Raw genomic sequence first — 16,199 nt, 5'->3', positions numbered from 1 at the left:
TGGGCGTCTCTCCTTCGGAGTTCAGCGAATTTCAGCACGTCGGACGGGTGCCTTCCAAACACTGAGCAAAGCTTGGAGGAGTACGGAGGGACCTCAGATAAAAGGGGCGTTAAGGGCGAGCTCCGGCAAAATGCGGGGGAATTGTGTGCGCAGTGGAGCCAGATGTGCGCGTGGTGTGTTTGTGGCGAGGCAATTGCCTGCCGAAACGTTATGAACACAATCGACGGCGTGTTCAATGCCACAACTCATGACGCAACCGCCGGCACACCCGGACACCGCGCCGTACGGGCGGGTCCGCCCGGAGAGCCTCCGGACGGACCCGGCGTCAGCGCAGGCGCGCCATGAGCGCGTGCTCGACGAGCGTGATCAGCGCGCTCTTCGCCTCGCCGCGCTGCCGCGCGTCGGTCGTGATGATCGGCGTACCCGGCCCGATCTGCAGCGCCTCCCGCACCTCTTCGGGCGTGTGCGGCTGCTGCCCCTCGAAGCCGTTGAGGGCGATGACGAAGGGGAGTCCGGAGTTCTCGAAGTAGTCGACGGCGGGGAAGCAGTCGGCGAGGCGGCGGGTGTCGACGAGGACGACGGCGCCGATGGCGCCGCGTACGAGGTCGTCCCACATGAACCAGAAGCGGTCCTGTCCGGGGGTGCCGAAGAGGTAGAGGATCAGGTCCTGGTCCAGGGTGATGCGGCCGAAGTCCATCGCCACGGTCGTCGTCGTCTTGTCCTGGACGTGGCTGAGGTCGTCGATCCCCGCCGACGCGGAGGTCATCACGGCCTCCGTACGCAGCGGGTTGATCTCCGAGACGGCGCCGACGAAGGTCGTCTTGCCCACACCGAAGCCGCCCGCCACCACGATCTTCGCCGAGGTGGTCGAACGGGCCGGGGCGCCTTCCCCGAACGCGGCGTCAGAGCTTGCGAAGTCCACTGAGCACCCTCTCCAGCAGCGTCACGTCCGGCGTACCGCCGGCCTCACCGCTGCCACCCGGCTGATGGATCGCCACCATCCCGGCCTCCGCCAGGTCGGCGACGAGAATGCGCGCCACCCCCAGCGGTATGTGCAGCAGCGCGGAGACCTCGGCGACCGACTTGACCTCACGGCACAGGTGGCAGATCCGCTGGTGCTCCGGCAGCAGGCCGGGTACCTGGGACGGGTCGGCCGTGGTGCTGACCAGCGCCTCGATGGCGAGCTGGTAGCGCGGCCGGGTGCGGCCGCCCGTCATGGCGTAGGGACGCACCAGGGGCTGGTCGCCCTCGCCGCCGTACGACGCCTGACTGTAGGAATCGTAGGGGTCCGACGTGGGTGGCGGGGTCATGGGTCCTCCGGGCGAAACGGCTGTCGTGTGCGGGACAGCCGTCGGGTTGGGCCGGTGGCTGCTCGGCGGTGTACGGGACAGGTACTACGGCGGTTCAGTGCAACAGGCTGCCTTGGAGTTCGGCGCGTAGGTCGGGGGTGAGGACGTTGCCTGCGCGGTCGACCAGGAGGGCCATTTCGTAGCCGACGAGGCCGATGTCGCATTCGGGGTGGGCGAGGACGGCGAGGGAGGAGCCGTCGGAGACGGACATGATGAAGAGGAAGCCGCGTTCCATCTCCACGACGGTTTGGTTGACGTTGCCGCCTTCGAAGATGCGGGAGGCGCCGGAGGTCAGCGAGGTGAGGCCGGAGGCCACTGCTGCCAGTTGGTCGGCTCGGTCCCGTGGGAAGCCTTCGGACATGGCGAGGAGGAGACCGTCCGCGGAGACCACGACCGTGTGGGAGACACCGGGGGTGTTGTCCACGAAGTTGGTGATCAACCAGTTCAGGTTCTGCGCCGCCTGGCTCATCGGACTCAACTAACGCTCCTGCTGGTGAGTGGGGTCCACGGTGCCGTGCTGCCCGGTGTCGCCACCGGCCTGCCGGCCCTGCTGGATACCCCGGCGAAGACTGGTCAGCCGGCCACGCACGTCACTGGGGGCGCGCGAGACCTGCGGACCGCTCTGGGCGGGCTGCTGCTGTGCGGTACCGGCGACGAGGTTGGCGCGCGGCACCCGGCGGGGCAGCCCCGACGTGGTCACCCCGCCCGCCGCGGGCTGACGGATCTGCTCCGCCTGCCGCCATGTCTCGTCGTTCGGCGAATTGCGCCAGCCGGTGGTGTCGAAGCCGCCGGCGGGGGTGTCGCCCAGGGCGTCCGCGGGCTCGGGAGCCTGCTGCGGAAGCGGTGCCTCGGCGTCGGCGGAGGAGTGCGGCGGCACCCCGGCGGCGGCCGCCGCCGGAGTCTGGAACCAGTCCGACTCGATGGTGTCGAAGATCGGCGTCCGTCCGTCGCCGGAGCCGGCGGGCGACGCGTCGCCCAGCCAGTCCGCCGACGGCTCGGGCTCCGGCTGCGCCGGGACCTGGCCGGTGGTGTGCGGCGCCTCGGGGGCGGAGCCGAAGAGGCTGCCCGCCTGGGACGGGGCACCGGTCTCCCGCGGCGCGGCGGCCTCGGACCGGCCCGCGCCGGTGTCCCGCACGGGGAGACCGGACGGGGTCTGCCCGAACCGCTCCGGAGCGGCGGGGCCGCCGGACGCCGGGAACTGACCGGTGTCGCCGGGCGCGAGGGCGTCGCCCCCGGGCGGCGGACCGTTGAAGTCGGGACGGGTGAAGGCCGTGGTGTCACCGGGACCGCCGGTCGCCTCCGGCACCGGCCGCTCGAACGCGCCGGTGGTCTCGGGGGAGACCGGACGCTCGAAGGCGCCGGTGGTCTCCGGGGCCGCCGGACGCGGGAAGGCGCCCGTGGTCTCCGGCGCGGCGGGCCGCTCGAAGGTGCCTGTCGTCTCCGGCGCCGCCGGACGCTCGAAGGTGCCGGTGGTCTCCGGCTCCTCGTGGCCGCGCGGGGCGTCCTGGTTCTCGCGGGGGGCCAGCGGCCAGTCGTCGGTCGCACCGCGGTCCCGGCGCACGCCCCAACTGGTGCCCGGCTGCGGGGAGTCGGCGGCCGGGGCGGACGGCTCGGCGGGGGAGACGCCCGGCTCCGCGGCCGGACCGCGGGCCGGCAGCTGCGGACGCGCGTCCCGCTCCGGCGCGCCGGTGGGCGGCGCCATCGTCGGCGTCGCCTCGGCGGCGGGCGCCTCGCCGCGGTTCACGTGACGGGTGGGCAGCGCGGGACGGCCGCCGTCGGCGGGGGCGTTCGCCGCCCGCGCGCCGGAGCGCGAGGCGTCGGGAGCCGCGGGCGGCTGCGGAGAGGGGCCGCCGGAAGGCACCGGCCCGCCGAAGCCGCCCGGTCCGCCGAGGCCACCGGGGGCGGTGCGCCCGGGACCGCCGCGGCCCGGCAGCGCGGGCCGCCCGGTGCCGCCGGGGCCCGAACCGACCTGCCCGCGCGGCTGGAGCCCCGCGAGCCGGCTCGTACCGCCGGAGCCGGAACCGCCGCCGTGACCCGTACCGGGGCCGGACCCCGTACCGCCCTCGGGCGCCTGGCCCTTGGCGGTGGACGGCGCGGGCTTCTTGCCGCCCTGCGCGACATCGACGGGCAGCATGACCAGCGCGGTCGTGCCGCCGGAGTCGGAGGGCCGCAGCTGGATACGGATGCCGTGGCGCAGCGAGAGGCGGCCGACCACGAACAGGCCCATCCGGCGGGAGACCGAGACGTCCACGGTCGGCGGGCTGGCCAGCCGCTCGTTGATGGACGACAGGTCCTCCGGGGAGAGACCGATACCGGTGTCGTGGATCTCGACCAGCACCCGCCCGTCGGGCAGCGCGTGACCGGTCACCTTCACCTTGGTCTGCGGGGAGGAGAACGACGTCGCGTTCTCCAGCAGCTCCGCGAGCAGGTGGACGAGGTCGTTGACGACGCGGCCGGCGACCTCGGTCTGCGGTACGGAGCTCAGCTCGATGCGCTCGTACTGCTCCACCTCGGAGGCGGCGGCGCGGAGCACGTCGACCAGCGGCACCGGACGCGTCCAGCGGCGGCCCGGCTCCTCACCGGCGAGCACGAGGAGGTTCTCGCCGTTACGGCGCATACGCGTGGCGAGGTGGTCGAGCTTGAAGAGGGAGGACAGCTGGTCCGGGTCGGCCTCGCGGGACTCCAGCTCGGAGATGAGCGAGAGCTGGCGCTGGATCAGGCCCTGGGAGCGGCGCGAGAGGTTGGTGAACATCGCGTTGACGTTGCCCCGCAGCAGCGCCTGCTCGGACGCGAGCCGGACCGCCTCGCGGTGCACGTCGTCGAAGGCCGCGGCCACCCGGCCGATCTCGTCCCGGCTGTGCACACCGACCGACTCGACGGAGGTGTCGACGTCCTGCGGGTCGGTGTCGGACAGCTGCTTGACCAGCTCCGGCAGCCGCTCCTGGGCCACCTTCTGCGCGGTGTCCTGGAGCCGGCGCAGCGAGCGGACCATGGACCGCGCCACGACGAACGCGCCGACCAGCGAGACACCGAGGACGAGGAAGATCAGCGCACCGTTGATGATCGCTTCCTGCGTCGCCGCGTTGCGCAGCTCGCGGGACTTCTGCTCCATCTCGGTCAGCAGAGATGTCTCGATCCGGGACATCTCTTCGATCTTGACGGTGTCGGAGTCGTACCAGTCCAGGTACTTGTACTCCTGGCTGCGGATGCCGCTGCTGCTGGCGAAGGCGCGGTGCGCGAAGGCGACCGCCGCCTTGATCTCGTCGTTGTTGCCGTCCAGACCGCGCGTGAGCGTGCCGGAGTTGCCCGCGTAGATCTGCGAGAAGCGGTCGCGTGCCGCCTTCTCGTCGTCCTCGGCGGTACGGCCGGCGAGCCGGTCGTTGGCGGAGAGCTGGGGGCCGCCCTTGTGCGCGAGACCGGCGCTGACCAGGGCACGCTGCATCGACGCGTACTCCTTGGCCGAGGAGAACGCCGCCAGCGCACGGGTCGACCGGATCATCTCCGGGTTGCTGGTCGCCTGCGCCATGTCCTGGGAGAGGGAGAGCAGCGACTCGATCAGCTGGTTGTAGTTGCTGATGGTGCGCGCCGCGTTGCCGTCGTCCTTGTAGGCGCTGTTGCGGATCTCGTTGAGGGTGTTGAGCTGGCGGCCGATCTCCAGGACCGTCGCCCGCACACCGGTCATGTTGGCGTCGACGCCCTGGATGTTGCCGCTGTCCTGGTCGAACGCGATCCGCGCGCGGTCGGTGGCCTCCCGCGGCGCGACGACGTTGGCGTCGTCCTTGACGTTGCCCGACCCGGCCAGCGGGCCCGCCGACTTGTCCCGCTCCACCTGGAGCGCGTCGGCCAGCTCGGTGGCCTGCCGCGTCATGTCGGTGAGCATCTTCATCTTGTCCAGCTGCTCGATGTTCTCCATCGAGTCCTGGATACGGATGGCGCCCAGCGAGGTCGCGGCGACCACGGGCAGTGCGAGCAGGGAGATCAACCGGGTGCTGATGCGCCAGTTGCGCAACGAGACCCGGGAGCCGGGACCACCGGGACCCGACTGCTCCTTGGCCGTTCCCCGGTCGGCGTCGCCGCCGGTCCGGTCGGACGGGACCGGGGCGCCCGCCGGACCGCCTCCCTGGGCACGCTGGGGAGAGGAGGCGCGGTCGGTCCCGCCGCGCGGCTCCGGCTCCGCCGCAGCTTCCCGGCCCTGGCGGGCCTGGGAAGGCTCCGTGCCATCCCTCTTGAAACGTCCCTGCACTAGCGTCGCAACCTCTGGACCAGGCGTCCCCCCGCGCGAGCGGCGGGACGGTGTCGAGTCGTGGGGGACCGCAAGTCCCCCGTGCGGTCGTGAAGTGACCGGCGGACTTCCCCCTCTGGCCGAGAGAGCAACTCCACCGCGCTGCGCCACATCGCGCTCTGCGCGCCGGTTGATACATGCGGCGGTCCGTGGAATTCCAGCACAGTGGCGGATCTCCAACAAGAGCGGAACCGCCCGCCGGGACATGGGTGACACACGGTGCGGACCACGTCACGACACGTAGAGGAATCTATGGTCGATAACGGACTTTTGGCAACGAACCGCTCTGATCGCTCGCCTGTCCCAGGTGCGGTGATCAGCGGCGAAATGAAAGTCGCTGAGAGTCTATGCCCCTTTTATTCCCTGACGCCGATCGTGGGAATTGCGGCATTTGTCGCGTCCCCAGTGAGGAAACTCACAGGGAGATCGACGGCTTTCCCCCCGCATCGCAGGGAATGGCCCGCTTAGTCTGATGCTTTACACAGACGGTCGGCGCGTCCAGGACACCTCACGTGACCTGCCCGTTCCGTACTTCCGCGGTTCCGTGGGGCGATCGGCGGCGGTCCGCACCGGCCATCCCTTCCGATGCATCCGATCTACGCGAGGCGTGAAGCAGTGAAGACCACGATGATGTTCCGCAACATAGCCAACCCGCGGCGCACCACGCTGGCGCACCTCAAGGACGCCGACGAGCTGACCGCCGCCACCCCGGCACCGGAGCACGCCGCCGAGCTGCCCACGCAGACCGCCAACCCCCGCCGTACCGTCCTGATGACCGCCCCCGGCCAGGACACCACGGCGTAATTCCGCAGCGGGCGGGCCGCGCCCCCGCGTTAGCCTGGAGTGTCCACTCCGGCCAGTGATCAATGAGGGGCAGCGGCACCCGTGCGCATCGCCAGATTCTCCATCGACGGCAACGTCGGCTTCGGCGTCCTAGAGAACGACGAGATCGACGTCATCAAGGGACACCCCTTCGCGGAGTTCGAGCGCTCCGGCCAGAAGGTCCCCCTCGACAAGGTCCGTCTGCTGCCGCCGGTGCTGCCCAACAAGGTCGTCGCGGTCGGCCGCAACTACGCCGCCCACGCCGCCGAGCTGGGCAACGACGTCCCCGACGCCCCGTTCACCTTCTTCAAGCCCTCCACCTCCGTGGTCGGCCCCGGTGACCCCATCGCGTACCCCTCCTTCTCCGAGGAGGTGCACCACGAAGCGGAGCTGGCCGTCGTCATCGGCCGGATGTGCCGCGAGGTGCCCCGCGAGCGTGTCAAGGACGTCATCCTCGGCTACACCTGCGCCAACGACGTCACCGCGCGTGATGTCCAGCGCCGCGAGAAGCAGTGGGCGCGCGCCAAGGGCTTCGACACCTCCTGCCCGCTCGGCCCCTGGGTCGAGACCGAGCTGGACCCGTCCGACCTGACCATCCAGTGCACCGTCAACGGCGAACAGCGTCAGCTGGGCCGGACGAGTGAGATGGTCCGCTCCGTCGAGGACCTGATCGTCCACATCACCGAGGCGATGACGCTGCTCCCCGGCGACGTCGTCCTCACGGGCACCCCGGCCGGGGTCGGCCCGCTCACCGTCGGCGACGAGGTCGCCGTCACCATCGAAGGCATCGGCACTCTCACCAACAAGGTGATCAAGCGTGGCTAACGCGACCCCCGTCCGCGTCCGTTTCTGTCCCTCCCCGACCGGCAACCCCCACGTGGGACTGGTCCGCACCGCCCTGTTCAACTGGGCGTTCGCGCGCCACCACCAGGGCACCCTGGTCTTCCGCATCGAGGACACCGACGCGGCCCGCGACTCCGAGGAGTCCTACAACCAGCTCCTGGACTCCATGAAGTGGCTGGGCTTCGACTGGGACGAGGGCCCCGAGATCGGCGGCCCGCACGCGCCCTACCGCCAGTCGCAGCGCATGGACCTCTACAAGGAGGTCGCCGACAAGCTGCTGGCCGGCGGCTACGCCTACCCCTGCTACTGCACCACCGAGGAGCTGGACGCCCGCCGCGAGGCCGCCCGCAAGGCCGGCAGGCCCTCCGGCTACGACGGCACCTGCCGCTCCCTGAGCGACGAGCAGAAGGCCGCCTACGAGGCCGAGGGCCGCGCCTCGATCATCCGCTTCCGGATGCCCGACGAGCCGATCACCTTCACCGACCTGGTCCGCGGCGAGCTGACCTTCACCCCGGAGAACGTGCCGGACTACGGCATCGTCCGGGCCAACGGCGCGCCCCTCTACACGCTCGTCAACCCGGTCGACGACGCGCTGATGGACATCACCCACGTCCTGCGCGGCGAGGATCTGCTCTCCTCCACCCCCCGCCAGATCGCCCTCTACAAGGCGCTCATCGAGCTGGGCTACGCCAAGGACATCCCGGTCTTCGGCCACCTGCCGTACGTCATGGGCGAGGGCAACAAGAAGCTCTCCAAGCGTGACCCGCAGGCGTCCCTCAACCTCTACCGCGAGCGCGGCTTCCTCCCCGAGGGCCTGCTCAACTACCTCGCGCTGCTGGGCTGGTCGTTCTCCGCCGACCGGGACATCTTCTCGGTGGCCGAGCTGGTCGAGAAGTTCGACATCGCGGACGTCAACGCCAACCCGGCCCGCTTCGACCTCAAGAAGGCCGAGGCGATCAACGCCGACCACATCCGGCAGCTGGACCTCCCGTCCTTCATCGCCGCGTGCGAGCCCTGGCTGACCGCCCCGCACGCCAACTGGGCGCCCGAGGACTTCGACCGGGCCGCCTGGGAGGCCATCGCCCCGCACGCCCAGACCCGGCTGACGGTCCTGTCGGACATCACCGCCAACGTCGACTTCCTGTTCCGCAAGGAGCCGGTCGAGGACGAGGCGTCCTGGACGAAGGCGATGAAGGGCGACCCGGTGGCGCTGCTCACCACCGCCCGCGCCAAGCTGCTGGACGCCGACTGGAGCAGCCCCGAGGCGCTGAAGAACGCCGTCCTCGCCGCCGGCGAGGAGCACGGCCTCAAGCTCGGCAAGGCCCAGGCGCCGGTCCGCGTCGCGGTCACCGGCCGCACCGTCGGCCTGCCGCTCTTCGAGTCCCTGGAGATCCTGGGCAAGGAGCGCACCCTCGCCCGCATCGACGCGGCCCTGGCCAAGCTCGCCGCGGCCTGACCGAGCAGCCGCCCGCCCCGGGGCCCGGAAGCCGTCCGCTTCCGGGCCTCGGGGCGTTTTCCGTACGGGACGGGCGTACGCGGGCGGACTCGGCACACATGGGGAATCGGGCCGTCCGGTTCCCTGCGGCCGGGTAGCGGCCCGCACGGGGCCGTGACGGGCCCGCCGGGCGCTCCGGCCGTCCCGTCGGTGCCCGGAGCCGCGCGGGCCGCTCCGGGCCGTTCCGCGGCCCGCGCGGAGCCCCCGCGCAGCTCCGCGGGCTTATCGGTTTTGGTGCCCCGTCCACCTTCGGGTAATGTTCTTTCTGCGCCGCCCGGGAGGGCCGAGAGGCCCGGCCGGAAAGCGCAAGCCGAACAAAATCCCCACCGGGGGTTGCGTTCTGGTGGGCTATGGTGTAATTGGCAGCACGACTGATTCTGGTTCAGTTAGTCTAGGTTCGAGTCCTGGTAGCCCAGCAAGAGATCTTCCTCGTCGAGGAATTCGCGGTCTCTTGAGTGCAGTATCAGGCCCCCGTTGTGTAGCGGCCTAGCACGCCGCCCTCTCAAGGCGGTAGCGCCGGTTCGAATCCGGTCGGGGGTACAGATCCTTTCTTTCCGTCATCTTCGGGTCGCTCCCGGATGTGCCGATGTGAGGATCGCTAGGGCCCCCGTTGTGTAGCGGCCTAGCACGCCGCCCTCTCAAGGCGGTAGCGCCGGTTCGAATCCGGTCGGGGGTACTGGTCTAAACCACCATGGGCTATGGTGTAATTGGCAGCACGAGTGATTCTGGTTCATTTAGTCTAGGTTCGAGTCCTGGTAGCCCAGCGCAGCGCAGTCACATGATGTGGCTCAACTGCACAGAGCAAGCCCCCGTTGTGTAGCGGCCTAGCACGCCGCCCTCTCAAGGCGGTAGCGCCGGTTCGAATCCGGTCGGGGGTACGCATAAAGATTAAGGCCCCTGCTCCGGCAGGGGCCTTAATCGTCCGTGGAATACCTTTCTGTGGAATTCCGGCGGGAATCCGTGCGCCTTTCGGGCGCGGTGTTCCCTCTCACCATCCGTAGCGGCGGGCCGATTCCTCTTCCTGGGCCACCCGGTGCAGCGCGAGCAGCACCGGCTCCCGGAGGACCGCGGCGGCCACGGCCGTCTCCGCCCGCTCCGCGTCGTCCGGCAGCGCCTCCAGGGCGTCGAAGTCGTGACCGGCGACGGACGCCATCTGCCGTGCGTACGGCGTGAGTTCGGCCACGGTCACGGGGTAGCCCAGCTCCAGGAGGCGGGCCAGCGGGGTCACCAGGGCGCGGTAGGCGGGGGAGCGGGTGCCGATCGCGCGGGCGAAGTCCCAGCCCAGTTCCGTCAGCAGGCTCTCCACCAGCGCCTGGGCCTCGTGTGTCGTGGGGGCGTCGGGATCGGCCTCCGGGGCGCCGGGCAGCGCCCACAGGGCCGCTCCCAGCCGGGTGGTGCGGCCCAGGCTGTCGTCGTCGACCGCGGCCAGCACCTCGCGGACCGTCGCCACCGGCACCTTGCCCACCTGGATCAGCGCCCGGATCAGGCGCAGGCGCCGCAGGTGGGAGGCGTCGTACTCGGAGCGCGTCGCGGTGATCCGCCGGCCCTGCGGCAGGAGTTGCTCGCGCAGGTAGTACTTGATCGTGGCGGTGGATACCCCGCTGTGCTCGCTGAGTTCGGAGAGTCGCATCCCTTGTGGCCCTTCCTGGACAGTGGCACTATCCAATCATTGGGCAGTGGCACTATCCAACGAGGGGGAAGTGTGAGCGGCGAAATGCATCCCGGTCGGGTCACGGCGGACGCCGACGGGGAGGTGGTGATCTTTCTCATCGGTATGCGGATACACCATTTCTGGGCGGTCCACCGGTGGCTGCCGGTCTTCCTCGCGATGCCGAGGATGCTCAAGGAACTGGGCCGCGACCGGTCGGCCGGACTGCTGCACCACCGGCTGGTGGGCGCACCGCCCCGGTCGTACGAGGTCGTGCAGTACTGGGAGTCCAAGGAGAAGCTGCTGGCGTACGCGGTGGCGCCGGAGCGGCGGCACCGTCCGGCGTGGGCCCGGTTCAACCGCCGTGCGCGGCAGGGCGAGGGGCACGTCGGCATCTGGCACGAGACCTACGTGGTGCCGGCCGGGAGCTACGAGACGATCTACGGGGACATGACCGCGTACGGTCTCGGCGCGGCGTACGGGGTGCGGTCGTTGCGGGACGGGGTGCAGGCCCCCGAGCGGTTGGGTGTCTGACGGTCCCGGAGCGCGTATGAGGCGGGCCGTGGCCCGGGGAGCCGCCTTCGGCGGGGTTCCCCGGGCCACGGCCCGTAAGGGGAGCGGGGGTCTCTCAGCCGGTGCGGCGCAGGCCCTCGGAGAGGCGGGCGGCGGCGTCGATCACGGCCTGGGCGTGCATCCGGCCCGGGTGGCGGGTCAGGCGCTCGATCGGGCCGGAGACGGAGACGGCGGCGACGACACGGTTCGAGGGGCCGCGGACCGGCGCCGAGACGGAGGCCACGCCCGGCTCCCGCTCGCCGATCGACTGGGCCCAGCCGCGGCGGCGTACGCCGGAGAGCGCGGTGGCGGTGAAGCGGGCGCCCTGGAGACCGCGGTGGAGGCGCTCGGGCTCCTCCCAGGCCATGAGGATCTGCGCCGCGGAACCGGCCTTCATGGGGAGGGTGGAGCCCACGGGGACGGTGTCCCGCAGACCGGACAGCCGTTCCGCGGCCGCCACGCAGATCCGCATGTCGCCCTGGCGACGGTAGAGCTGGGCGCTCTCGCCCGTCACGTCGCGCAGATGTGTGAGCACCGGTCCGGCCGTCGCCAGCAGGCGGTCCTCACCGGCCGCCGCGGCCAGTTCGGACAGCCGGGGGCCGAGTATGAACCGGCCCTGCATGTCCCTCGCCACCATCCGGTGGTGTTCCAGAGCCACGGCCAGCCGATGGGCCGTGGGTCGTGCGAGCCCGGTCGCCGCGACCAGCCCGGCGAGGGTGGCCGGACCGGACTCCAGAGCGCTCAATACGAGAGCCGCCTTGTCGAGAACGCCGACGCCGCTAGAGTTGTCCATGCAACGATACTTGCGTCTCACAGTGTGAAACGCAAGTTCAATTTTCCGTGGAAGTCGTCACTCTGTAGCCACGGCCCTCGACCAGGGCCCGGCGCGGGGCCCGACACGGGGGTGCGGGGACCGTGCGCACAGGACGAGTTGGGCCGGCGATGCGGCCGGCCGGAGGGAAAGCGATGGGACGGACACTCGCGGAGAAGGTCTGGGACGACCACGTCGTCCGGCGCGCGGAAGGCGAGCCCGACCTCCTCTTCATCGATCTGCACCTGCTGCACGAGGTCACCAGCCCGCAGGCGTTCGACGGGCTCCGCAAGGCCGGACGGCGGGTGCGCCGCACGGACCTCACCATCGCCACCGAGGACCACAACACCCCGACCCTCGACATCGACAAGCCGATCGCCGACCCGGTCTCGCGCACCCAGCTGGAGACGCTGCGCAAGAACTGCGCGGAGTTCGGCGTGCGGCTGCATCCGCTGGGCGACGTCGAACAGGGCGTTGTCCACGTCGTGGGACCGCAGTTGGGACTGACGCAGCCGGGCACCACCGTGGTCTGCGGTGACAGCCACACCTCCACGCACGGCGCGTTCGGCGCGCTGGCGTTCGGTATCGGCACCAGTCAGGTCGAGCACGTCCTCGCCACCCAGACGCTGCCGCTGGCCCCCTTCAAGACCATGGCGATCACCGTTGAGGGCGAGCTGCCCGAGGGGGTCACCGCCAAGGACCTCATCCTGGCGATCATCGCGAAGATCGGCACCGGCGGCGGCCAGGGCTACGTCCTGGAGTACCGCGGCTCCGCCATCGAGAAGCTGTCGATGGAAGCCCGGATGACCATCTGCAACATGTCGATCGAGGCGGGCGCGCGGGCCGGCATGATCGCCCCGGACGACACCACCTTCGCCTACCTGCGCGGACGGGACCACGCCCCGGAGGGCGCCGACTGGGACGACGCCGTCGCGTACTGGCGCACGCTGCGCACCGACGACGACGCGGTCTTCGACGCCGAGGTCGTCATCGACGCCGCCGAGCTGTCGCCGTTCGTCACCTGGGGCACCAACCCGGGCCAGGGCGCGCCGCTGGGCGCGAGCGTCCCCGACCCCGCTTCGTACGAGGACGCCTCGGAGCGGCTGGCGGCCGAAAAGGCTCTGGAATACATGGGGTTGACGGCGGGTCAGCCGCTGCGCGAGATCGGTGTGGACACCGTCTTCGTAGGTTCCTGCACCAACGGCAGGATCGAGGACCTGCGCTCCGCGGCGGCGGTGCTGGAAGGGCGTTCGGTCGCCGACGGGGTGCGGATGCTCATCGTGCCCGGTTCGGTGCGCGTCGCACTCCAGGCGGTCGCGGAGGGGCTGGACAAGGTCTTCACCGCGGCGGGGGCCGAATGGCGGCACGCCGGTTGCTCGATGTGCCTGGGCATGAACCCCGACCAGCTGGCGCCGGGCGAGCGCTCCGCGTCCACCTCCAACCGCAACTTCGAGGGGCGGCAGGGCAAGGGCGGCCGCACCCACCTGGTGTCGCCGCAGGTCGCCGCCGCCACCGCGGTGCTCGGACACCTGGCCTCGCCCGCCGACCTGACCGACACCGACGTCTCTACGCCCGCGGGAGTCTGAGGAACCATGGAAGCTTTCACCACCCACACCGGCCGGGCCGTGCCGCTGCGCCGCAGCAACGTCGACACCGACCAGATCATCCCGGCCCACTGGCTGAAGAAGGTCACCCGCGACGGCTTCGAGGACGGGCTCTTCGAGGCGTGGCGCAAGGACCCGCAGTTCGTCCTCAACCAGGAGGCGCACAAGGGCGCCACGGTGCTCGTCGCGGGCCCCGACTTCGGCACCGGCTCCTCGCGTGAGCACGCCGTCTGGGCGCTCCAGAACTACGGCTTCAAGGCCGTCATCTCCTCGCGGTTCGCGGACATCTTCCGCGGCAACTCCCTCAAGAACGGCCTGCTGACGGTGGTCCTGCCGCAGGAGACCGTCGACCGGCTGCAGCGCCTGGCCGAGGAGGACCCCACCGCCGAGGTGACCGTCGACCTGGTCGCGCGCAAGGTGCTCGCCCCGGGTGTGGAGGCCGACTTCGAGCTGGACGAGAACGCGCGGTGGCGTCTGCTGGAGGGACTGGACGACATCAGCCTCACCCTCCGGGAGGAGCCGGCCATCGCCGCGTACGAGGCGAACAGGCCCTCGTTCAAGCCGCGGACCCAGGTGGCCTGACCTCGGGCTTTTGGCTCAAAGACATATTGCGTACGATGCGCCCCCTGTGCAGTTGGCAGGGGGCGCATCGGCGTCTTCGGACGTCTGTTGAGGCCCCGTGAAGCGACAACTCGCCGCAGATGGCACAATTAGCGCATGGAACGCGACGGCCAACTCCAGCTCTACGGTTACGTCGCCGACCAGCTCAAGGACGCACACGCAAGGGTGCGGACACTGCAAGTCCCGGAGGGCGTACGGATGGCGCTGACCCGGAAGCTGCTCGTCATCACGGCCGCGGCACAACACGATCTTGCGAACGCGGCAAGGCGTCTGGAGCGGTTCATGACCGACCTCGACGAAGGTCGTTATCCCCAGGACGTGCACACCGACGGAAGTGCGTGAGGTCGAGTGCGTTGCGGCACAAGGGTGATTAGCCCGTTTCGTGTTTGATTTGCGGTATATATCTGCCTAACGTGCGAAAAAGCTTGGAATCTATCGTTCCAGCAATGTCTCCGAAGGGGAAGACGTGAACAAGGCGCAGCTCGTAGAAGCCATTGCCGACAAGCTCGGTGGCCGTCAGAACGCCGCGGACGCGGTGGACGCCGTACTGGACGCAATCGTCCGTGCAGTTGTCGCCGGCGACCGCGTTTCGGTCACCGGATTCGGATCGTTCGAGAAGGTCGACCGCCCGGCCCGTTACGCCCGCAACCCGCAGACCGGCGAGCGCGTGCGGGTCAAGAAGACCTCGGTGCCGCGTTTCCGCGCGGGCCAGGGATTCAAGGACCTGGTGAGCGGTTCCAAGAAGCTCCCCAAGAACGATGTGGCCGTCAAGAAGGCACCCAAGGGCAGCCTCTCGGGCGGCGCTTCCACGCGGACGACGGTGAAGAAGGCGGCCGCCAAGAAGGCCACCACCGCCAAGAAGACCACGGCGAAGAAGACGACCGCCGCGGCGAAGAAGACCACCGCCGCGAAGAAGACCACCACCGCCAAGAAGGCGACGCCGGCGAAGAAGACCACCGCCGCCGCCAAGAAGACCACGGCGGCGAAGAAGACCACCGCGAAGAAGGCCGCCCCGGCGAAGAAGACCGCCACCGCCGCCAAGAAGACCACGGCGAAGAAGACGGCTCCCGCGAAGAAGACCACCGCGAAGAAGGCTCCCGCGAAGAAGACCACGGCACGCAAGACCGCCGCGAAGAAGACCACCGCCCGCAAGCGGTAAATTCCGCAGCGGCAACGCCTCGCGCCGGGCCGGTCTCCCTCCGGGGAGCCCGGCCCGCGGCGCGTGGGCCCGGCGCCGGTTCACCGGGCCCGGCGGTCTCCCTTAGGCTCAAGACCATGCAGGCCACCGCGTACACCTACGACGCAGACTCCCGGTCCGGCAGCGTGCTGCTGGACGACGGCACCCCCGTGCCCTTCGACGCCGCCGCCTTCGACGCCGGTGGCCTGCGCCTGCTGCGCCCCGGTCAGCGGGTGCGGATCGAGACCACCGGCGAGGGCGACGCCCGCCGGATCACGCTCCTGACGCTCCAGACCTTCTGAGGACGCCGCGGCGCCCGCCGCCCCGGCCAGCGTCGCCGCCACCCGCGCCGTGTGCGCGCCCACCCCGAGCGCCAGCGCCTCGCGCAGGTCGTCGCCGGTGTCCACGTCCCGGCGCACCGATCCGGCGCGCCCGGTGATCTCCCGGGCCCCCGACGCCAGGTGCCTCGCCCGCGAACGGCCGCCGAATGCGGGTGCCAATTCCGTACCGGAACGCGCGGTGAGAAGCGTCGTGCCTATTTCCGCCGCATCGGCGAGAAAAGCCCGCGGAAATAGCGCGGCCCTTTGCAGAACCTCGTCCAGTTCGGTGGCGCGCAGCGCCGGCAGATCGGCGTTGAGGGCGGCGAGGGCCGCGCCCGGACGACGCGCCCGGACCGTGGCCGCGCCGTGGGCCAGCGCCGCGTTGAGACCGCGGGCGGGGGTGTCGGGCACGATCCGCGCGCCGAGCGCCGCGAGCTGGGCGGCGGCCTGCGGATCGTCCGTGACAACCGCCACATCCGCGACGTCGGCGCAGGCCAGCGCGGTGCCGACGGTATCCAGGGCGAAAGCGAGCGCCAGCCGGGGCCGGAACTCCTCACCGACCGCGGGGGAAAGCCTGCTTTTGGCCCGCACCAGCGGCTTCAGCGGTACGACCAGACTCCAGCCCACATCCACTCCGTCTCCTCGCACAGGCTTCGATTTTCCCTGCTGCCGCAG

At 70.5% G+C, this 16,199-nt stretch carries 15 protein-coding genes, 5 tRNA genes and 1 pseudogene; 14 read left to right on the top strand and 7 right to left on the bottom strand.

From position 1 onward, the window contains the following. Positions 1-325: 325 nt before the first annotated feature. The 4 genes from ACZ4M8_RS06060 to ACZ4M8_RS06045 form a co-directional block, all read right to left on the bottom strand. A complete protein-coding gene (locus ACZ4M8_RS06060; protein WP_399085342.1) occupies positions 326-922 on the bottom strand; it encodes a GTP-binding protein in 597 nt (198 codons plus the stop codon). Next, positions 903-1,310, bottom strand: a complete 408-nt coding sequence (locus ACZ4M8_RS06055) for a DUF742 domain-containing protein (RefSeq protein ID WP_399085339.1) — start codon at positions 1,308-1,310, stop codon at positions 903-905. The genes ACZ4M8_RS06060 and ACZ4M8_RS06055 overlap by 20 nt, the downstream gene beginning before the upstream one ends. Before the next feature lie 94 nt (positions 1,311-1,404). Continuing rightward, a complete protein-coding gene (locus tag ACZ4M8_RS06050; protein ID WP_359040928.1) occupies positions 1,405-1,818 on the bottom strand; it encodes a roadblock/LC7 domain-containing protein in 414 nt (137 codons plus the stop codon). 9 nt (positions 1,819-1,827) lie between these two features. Next, a complete protein-coding gene (locus ACZ4M8_RS06045) occupies positions 1,828-5,592 on the bottom strand; it encodes a sensor histidine kinase (RefSeq protein ID WP_467603718.1) in 3,765 nt (1,254 codons plus the stop codon). A gap of 654 nt (positions 5,593-6,246) precedes the next feature. Here ACZ4M8_RS06045 and ACZ4M8_RS06040 point away from each other — a divergent pair. The 8 genes from ACZ4M8_RS06040 to ACZ4M8_RS06005 all read left to right on the top strand — a co-directional run bounded on the left by ACZ4M8_RS06040 (position 6,247) and on the right by ACZ4M8_RS06005 (position 9,669). Further along, positions 6,247-6,435, top strand: a complete 189-nt coding sequence (locus ACZ4M8_RS06040; protein ID WP_467603717.1) for a hypothetical protein — start codon at positions 6,247-6,249, stop codon at positions 6,433-6,435. Between the two features lie 81 nt (positions 6,436-6,516). Then, positions 6,517-7,278, top strand: a complete 762-nt coding sequence (locus ACZ4M8_RS06035) for a fumarylacetoacetate hydrolase family protein (RefSeq protein WP_467603715.1) — start codon at positions 6,517-6,519, stop codon at positions 7,276-7,278. Next, complete coding sequence (gene gltX / locus ACZ4M8_RS06030) at positions 7,271-8,752, top strand: glutamate--tRNA ligase (protein WP_467603713.1); 1,482 nt, start codon at positions 7,271-7,273, stop codon at positions 8,750-8,752. The genes ACZ4M8_RS06035 and gltX overlap by 8 nt, the downstream gene beginning before the upstream one ends. Positions 8,753-9,135: 383 nt before the next feature. Next, positions 9,136-9,207 (top strand) — tRNA-Gln (locus ACZ4M8_RS06025). 51 nt (positions 9,208-9,258) lie between these two features. Then, a tRNA-Glu gene (locus tag ACZ4M8_RS06020) sits at positions 9,259-9,331 on the top strand. Positions 9,332-9,394: 63 nt separating this feature from the next. Continuing rightward, a tRNA-Glu gene (locus ACZ4M8_RS06015) sits at positions 9,395-9,467 on the top strand. Positions 9,468-9,483: 16 nt separating this feature from the next. Then, a tRNA-Gln gene (locus ACZ4M8_RS06010) sits at positions 9,484-9,555 on the top strand. Positions 9,556-9,596: 41 nt separating this feature from the next. Further along, positions 9,597-9,669: transfer RNA gene (locus ACZ4M8_RS06005), tRNA-Glu, on the top strand. A 110-nt stretch (positions 9,670-9,779) separates the two neighbouring features. Here the strand turns inward: ACZ4M8_RS06005 and ACZ4M8_RS06000 are convergent. Further along, a complete protein-coding gene (locus ACZ4M8_RS06000) occupies positions 9,780-10,421 on the bottom strand; it encodes a MerR family transcriptional regulator (protein WP_467603710.1) in 642 nt (213 codons plus the stop codon). Between the two features lie 72 nt (positions 10,422-10,493). On the opposite strand from ACZ4M8_RS06000, the gene ACZ4M8_RS05995 reads away from it, so the two are divergent. Further along, entirely contained in the window at positions 10,494-10,973 is a 480-nt protein-coding gene (locus ACZ4M8_RS05995; protein WP_467603708.1) for a DUF4188 domain-containing protein, read from the top strand. Between the two features lie 94 nt (positions 10,974-11,067). On the opposite strand, the gene ndgR is transcribed toward ACZ4M8_RS05995, so the two are convergent. Beyond that, the gene (ndgR, locus tag ACZ4M8_RS05990) at positions 11,068-11,784 is read right to left on the bottom strand and encodes an IclR family transcriptional regulator NdgR (protein WP_026169203.1); all 717 of its coding nucleotides are present in this window, start codon (positions 11,782-11,784) and stop codon (positions 11,068-11,070) included. A gap of 173 nt (positions 11,785-11,957) precedes the next feature. Between ndgR and leuC the strand changes: the two genes are divergently transcribed. The 5 genes from leuC to ACZ4M8_RS05965 all read left to right on the top strand — a co-directional run bounded on the left by leuC (position 11,958) and on the right by ACZ4M8_RS05965 (position 15,506). Next, entirely contained in the window at positions 11,958-13,388 is a 1,431-nt protein-coding gene (gene leuC / locus ACZ4M8_RS05985; RefSeq protein WP_467603707.1) for a 3-isopropylmalate dehydratase large subunit, read from the top strand. A gap of 6 nt (positions 13,389-13,394) precedes the next feature. After that, positions 13,395-13,988, top strand: a complete 594-nt coding sequence (gene leuD / locus ACZ4M8_RS05980; protein ID WP_467603705.1) for a 3-isopropylmalate dehydratase small subunit — start codon at positions 13,395-13,397, stop codon at positions 13,986-13,988. A 135-nt stretch (positions 13,989-14,123) separates the two neighbouring features. Further along, positions 14,124-14,369, top strand: coding sequence for an SCO5555 family protein (locus ACZ4M8_RS05975; protein ID WP_399085313.1), 246 nt, complete (start codon positions 14,124-14,126; stop codon positions 14,367-14,369). A 124-nt stretch (positions 14,370-14,493) separates the two neighbouring features. Continuing rightward, on the top strand, positions 14,494-15,186 hold the full coding sequence (locus ACZ4M8_RS05970) for an HU family DNA-binding protein (RefSeq protein ID WP_399085310.1): 693 nt from the start codon (positions 14,494-14,496) through the stop codon (positions 15,184-15,186). 116 nt (positions 15,187-15,302) lie between these two features. Further along, positions 15,303-15,506: a hypothetical protein gene (locus tag ACZ4M8_RS05965; protein WP_399096760.1), complete on the top strand. Its 204-nt coding sequence runs from the start codon at positions 15,303-15,305 to the stop codon at positions 15,504-15,506. A 24-nt stretch (positions 15,507-15,530) separates the two neighbouring features. Here ACZ4M8_RS05965 and cofC read toward each other — a convergent pair. After that, positions 15,531-16,151, bottom strand: a pseudogene (gene cofC / locus ACZ4M8_RS05960) (2-phospho-L-lactate guanylyltransferase); the annotation flags it as partial. Between the last annotated feature and the right edge of the window lie 48 nt (positions 16,152-16,199).

It is taken from the genome of Streptomyces sp. NPDC027185, assembly GCF_055567035.1.
This window is presented reverse-complemented; position numbering and strand designations above follow the sequence as displayed.

Bases quoted from the DNA above. Each gene is read 5' to 3' on its own strand.
- ACZ4M8_RS06000 (WP_467603710.1), bottom strand. From the start codon at position 10,421: ATGCGACTCTCCGAACTCAGCGAGCACAGCGGGGTATCCACCGCCACG.
- ACZ4M8_RS06055 (WP_399085339.1), bottom strand. From the start codon at position 1,310: ATGACCCCGCCACCCACGTCGGACCCCTACGATTCCTACAGTCAGGCG.
- ACZ4M8_RS05975 (WP_399085313.1), top strand. From the start codon at position 14,124: ATGGAACGCGACGGCCAACTCCAGCTCTACGGTTACGTCGCCGACCAG.
- ACZ4M8_RS05965 (WP_399096760.1), top strand. From the start codon at position 15,303: ATGCAGGCCACCGCGTACACCTACGACGCAGACTCCCGGTCCGGCAGC.
- leuC (WP_467603707.1), top strand. From the start codon at position 11,958: ATGGGACGGACACTCGCGGAGAAGGTCTGGGACGACCACGTCGTCCGG.
- ACZ4M8_RS06050 (WP_359040928.1), bottom strand. From the start codon at position 1,818: ATGAGCCAGGCGGCGCAGAACCTGAACTGGTTGATCACCAACTTCGTG.
- ndgR (WP_026169203.1), bottom strand. From the start codon at position 11,784: ATGGACAACTCTAGCGGCGTCGGCGTTCTCGACAAGGCGGCTCTCGTA.
- leuD (WP_467603705.1), top strand. From the start codon at position 13,395: ATGGAAGCTTTCACCACCCACACCGGCCGGGCCGTGCCGCTGCGCCGC.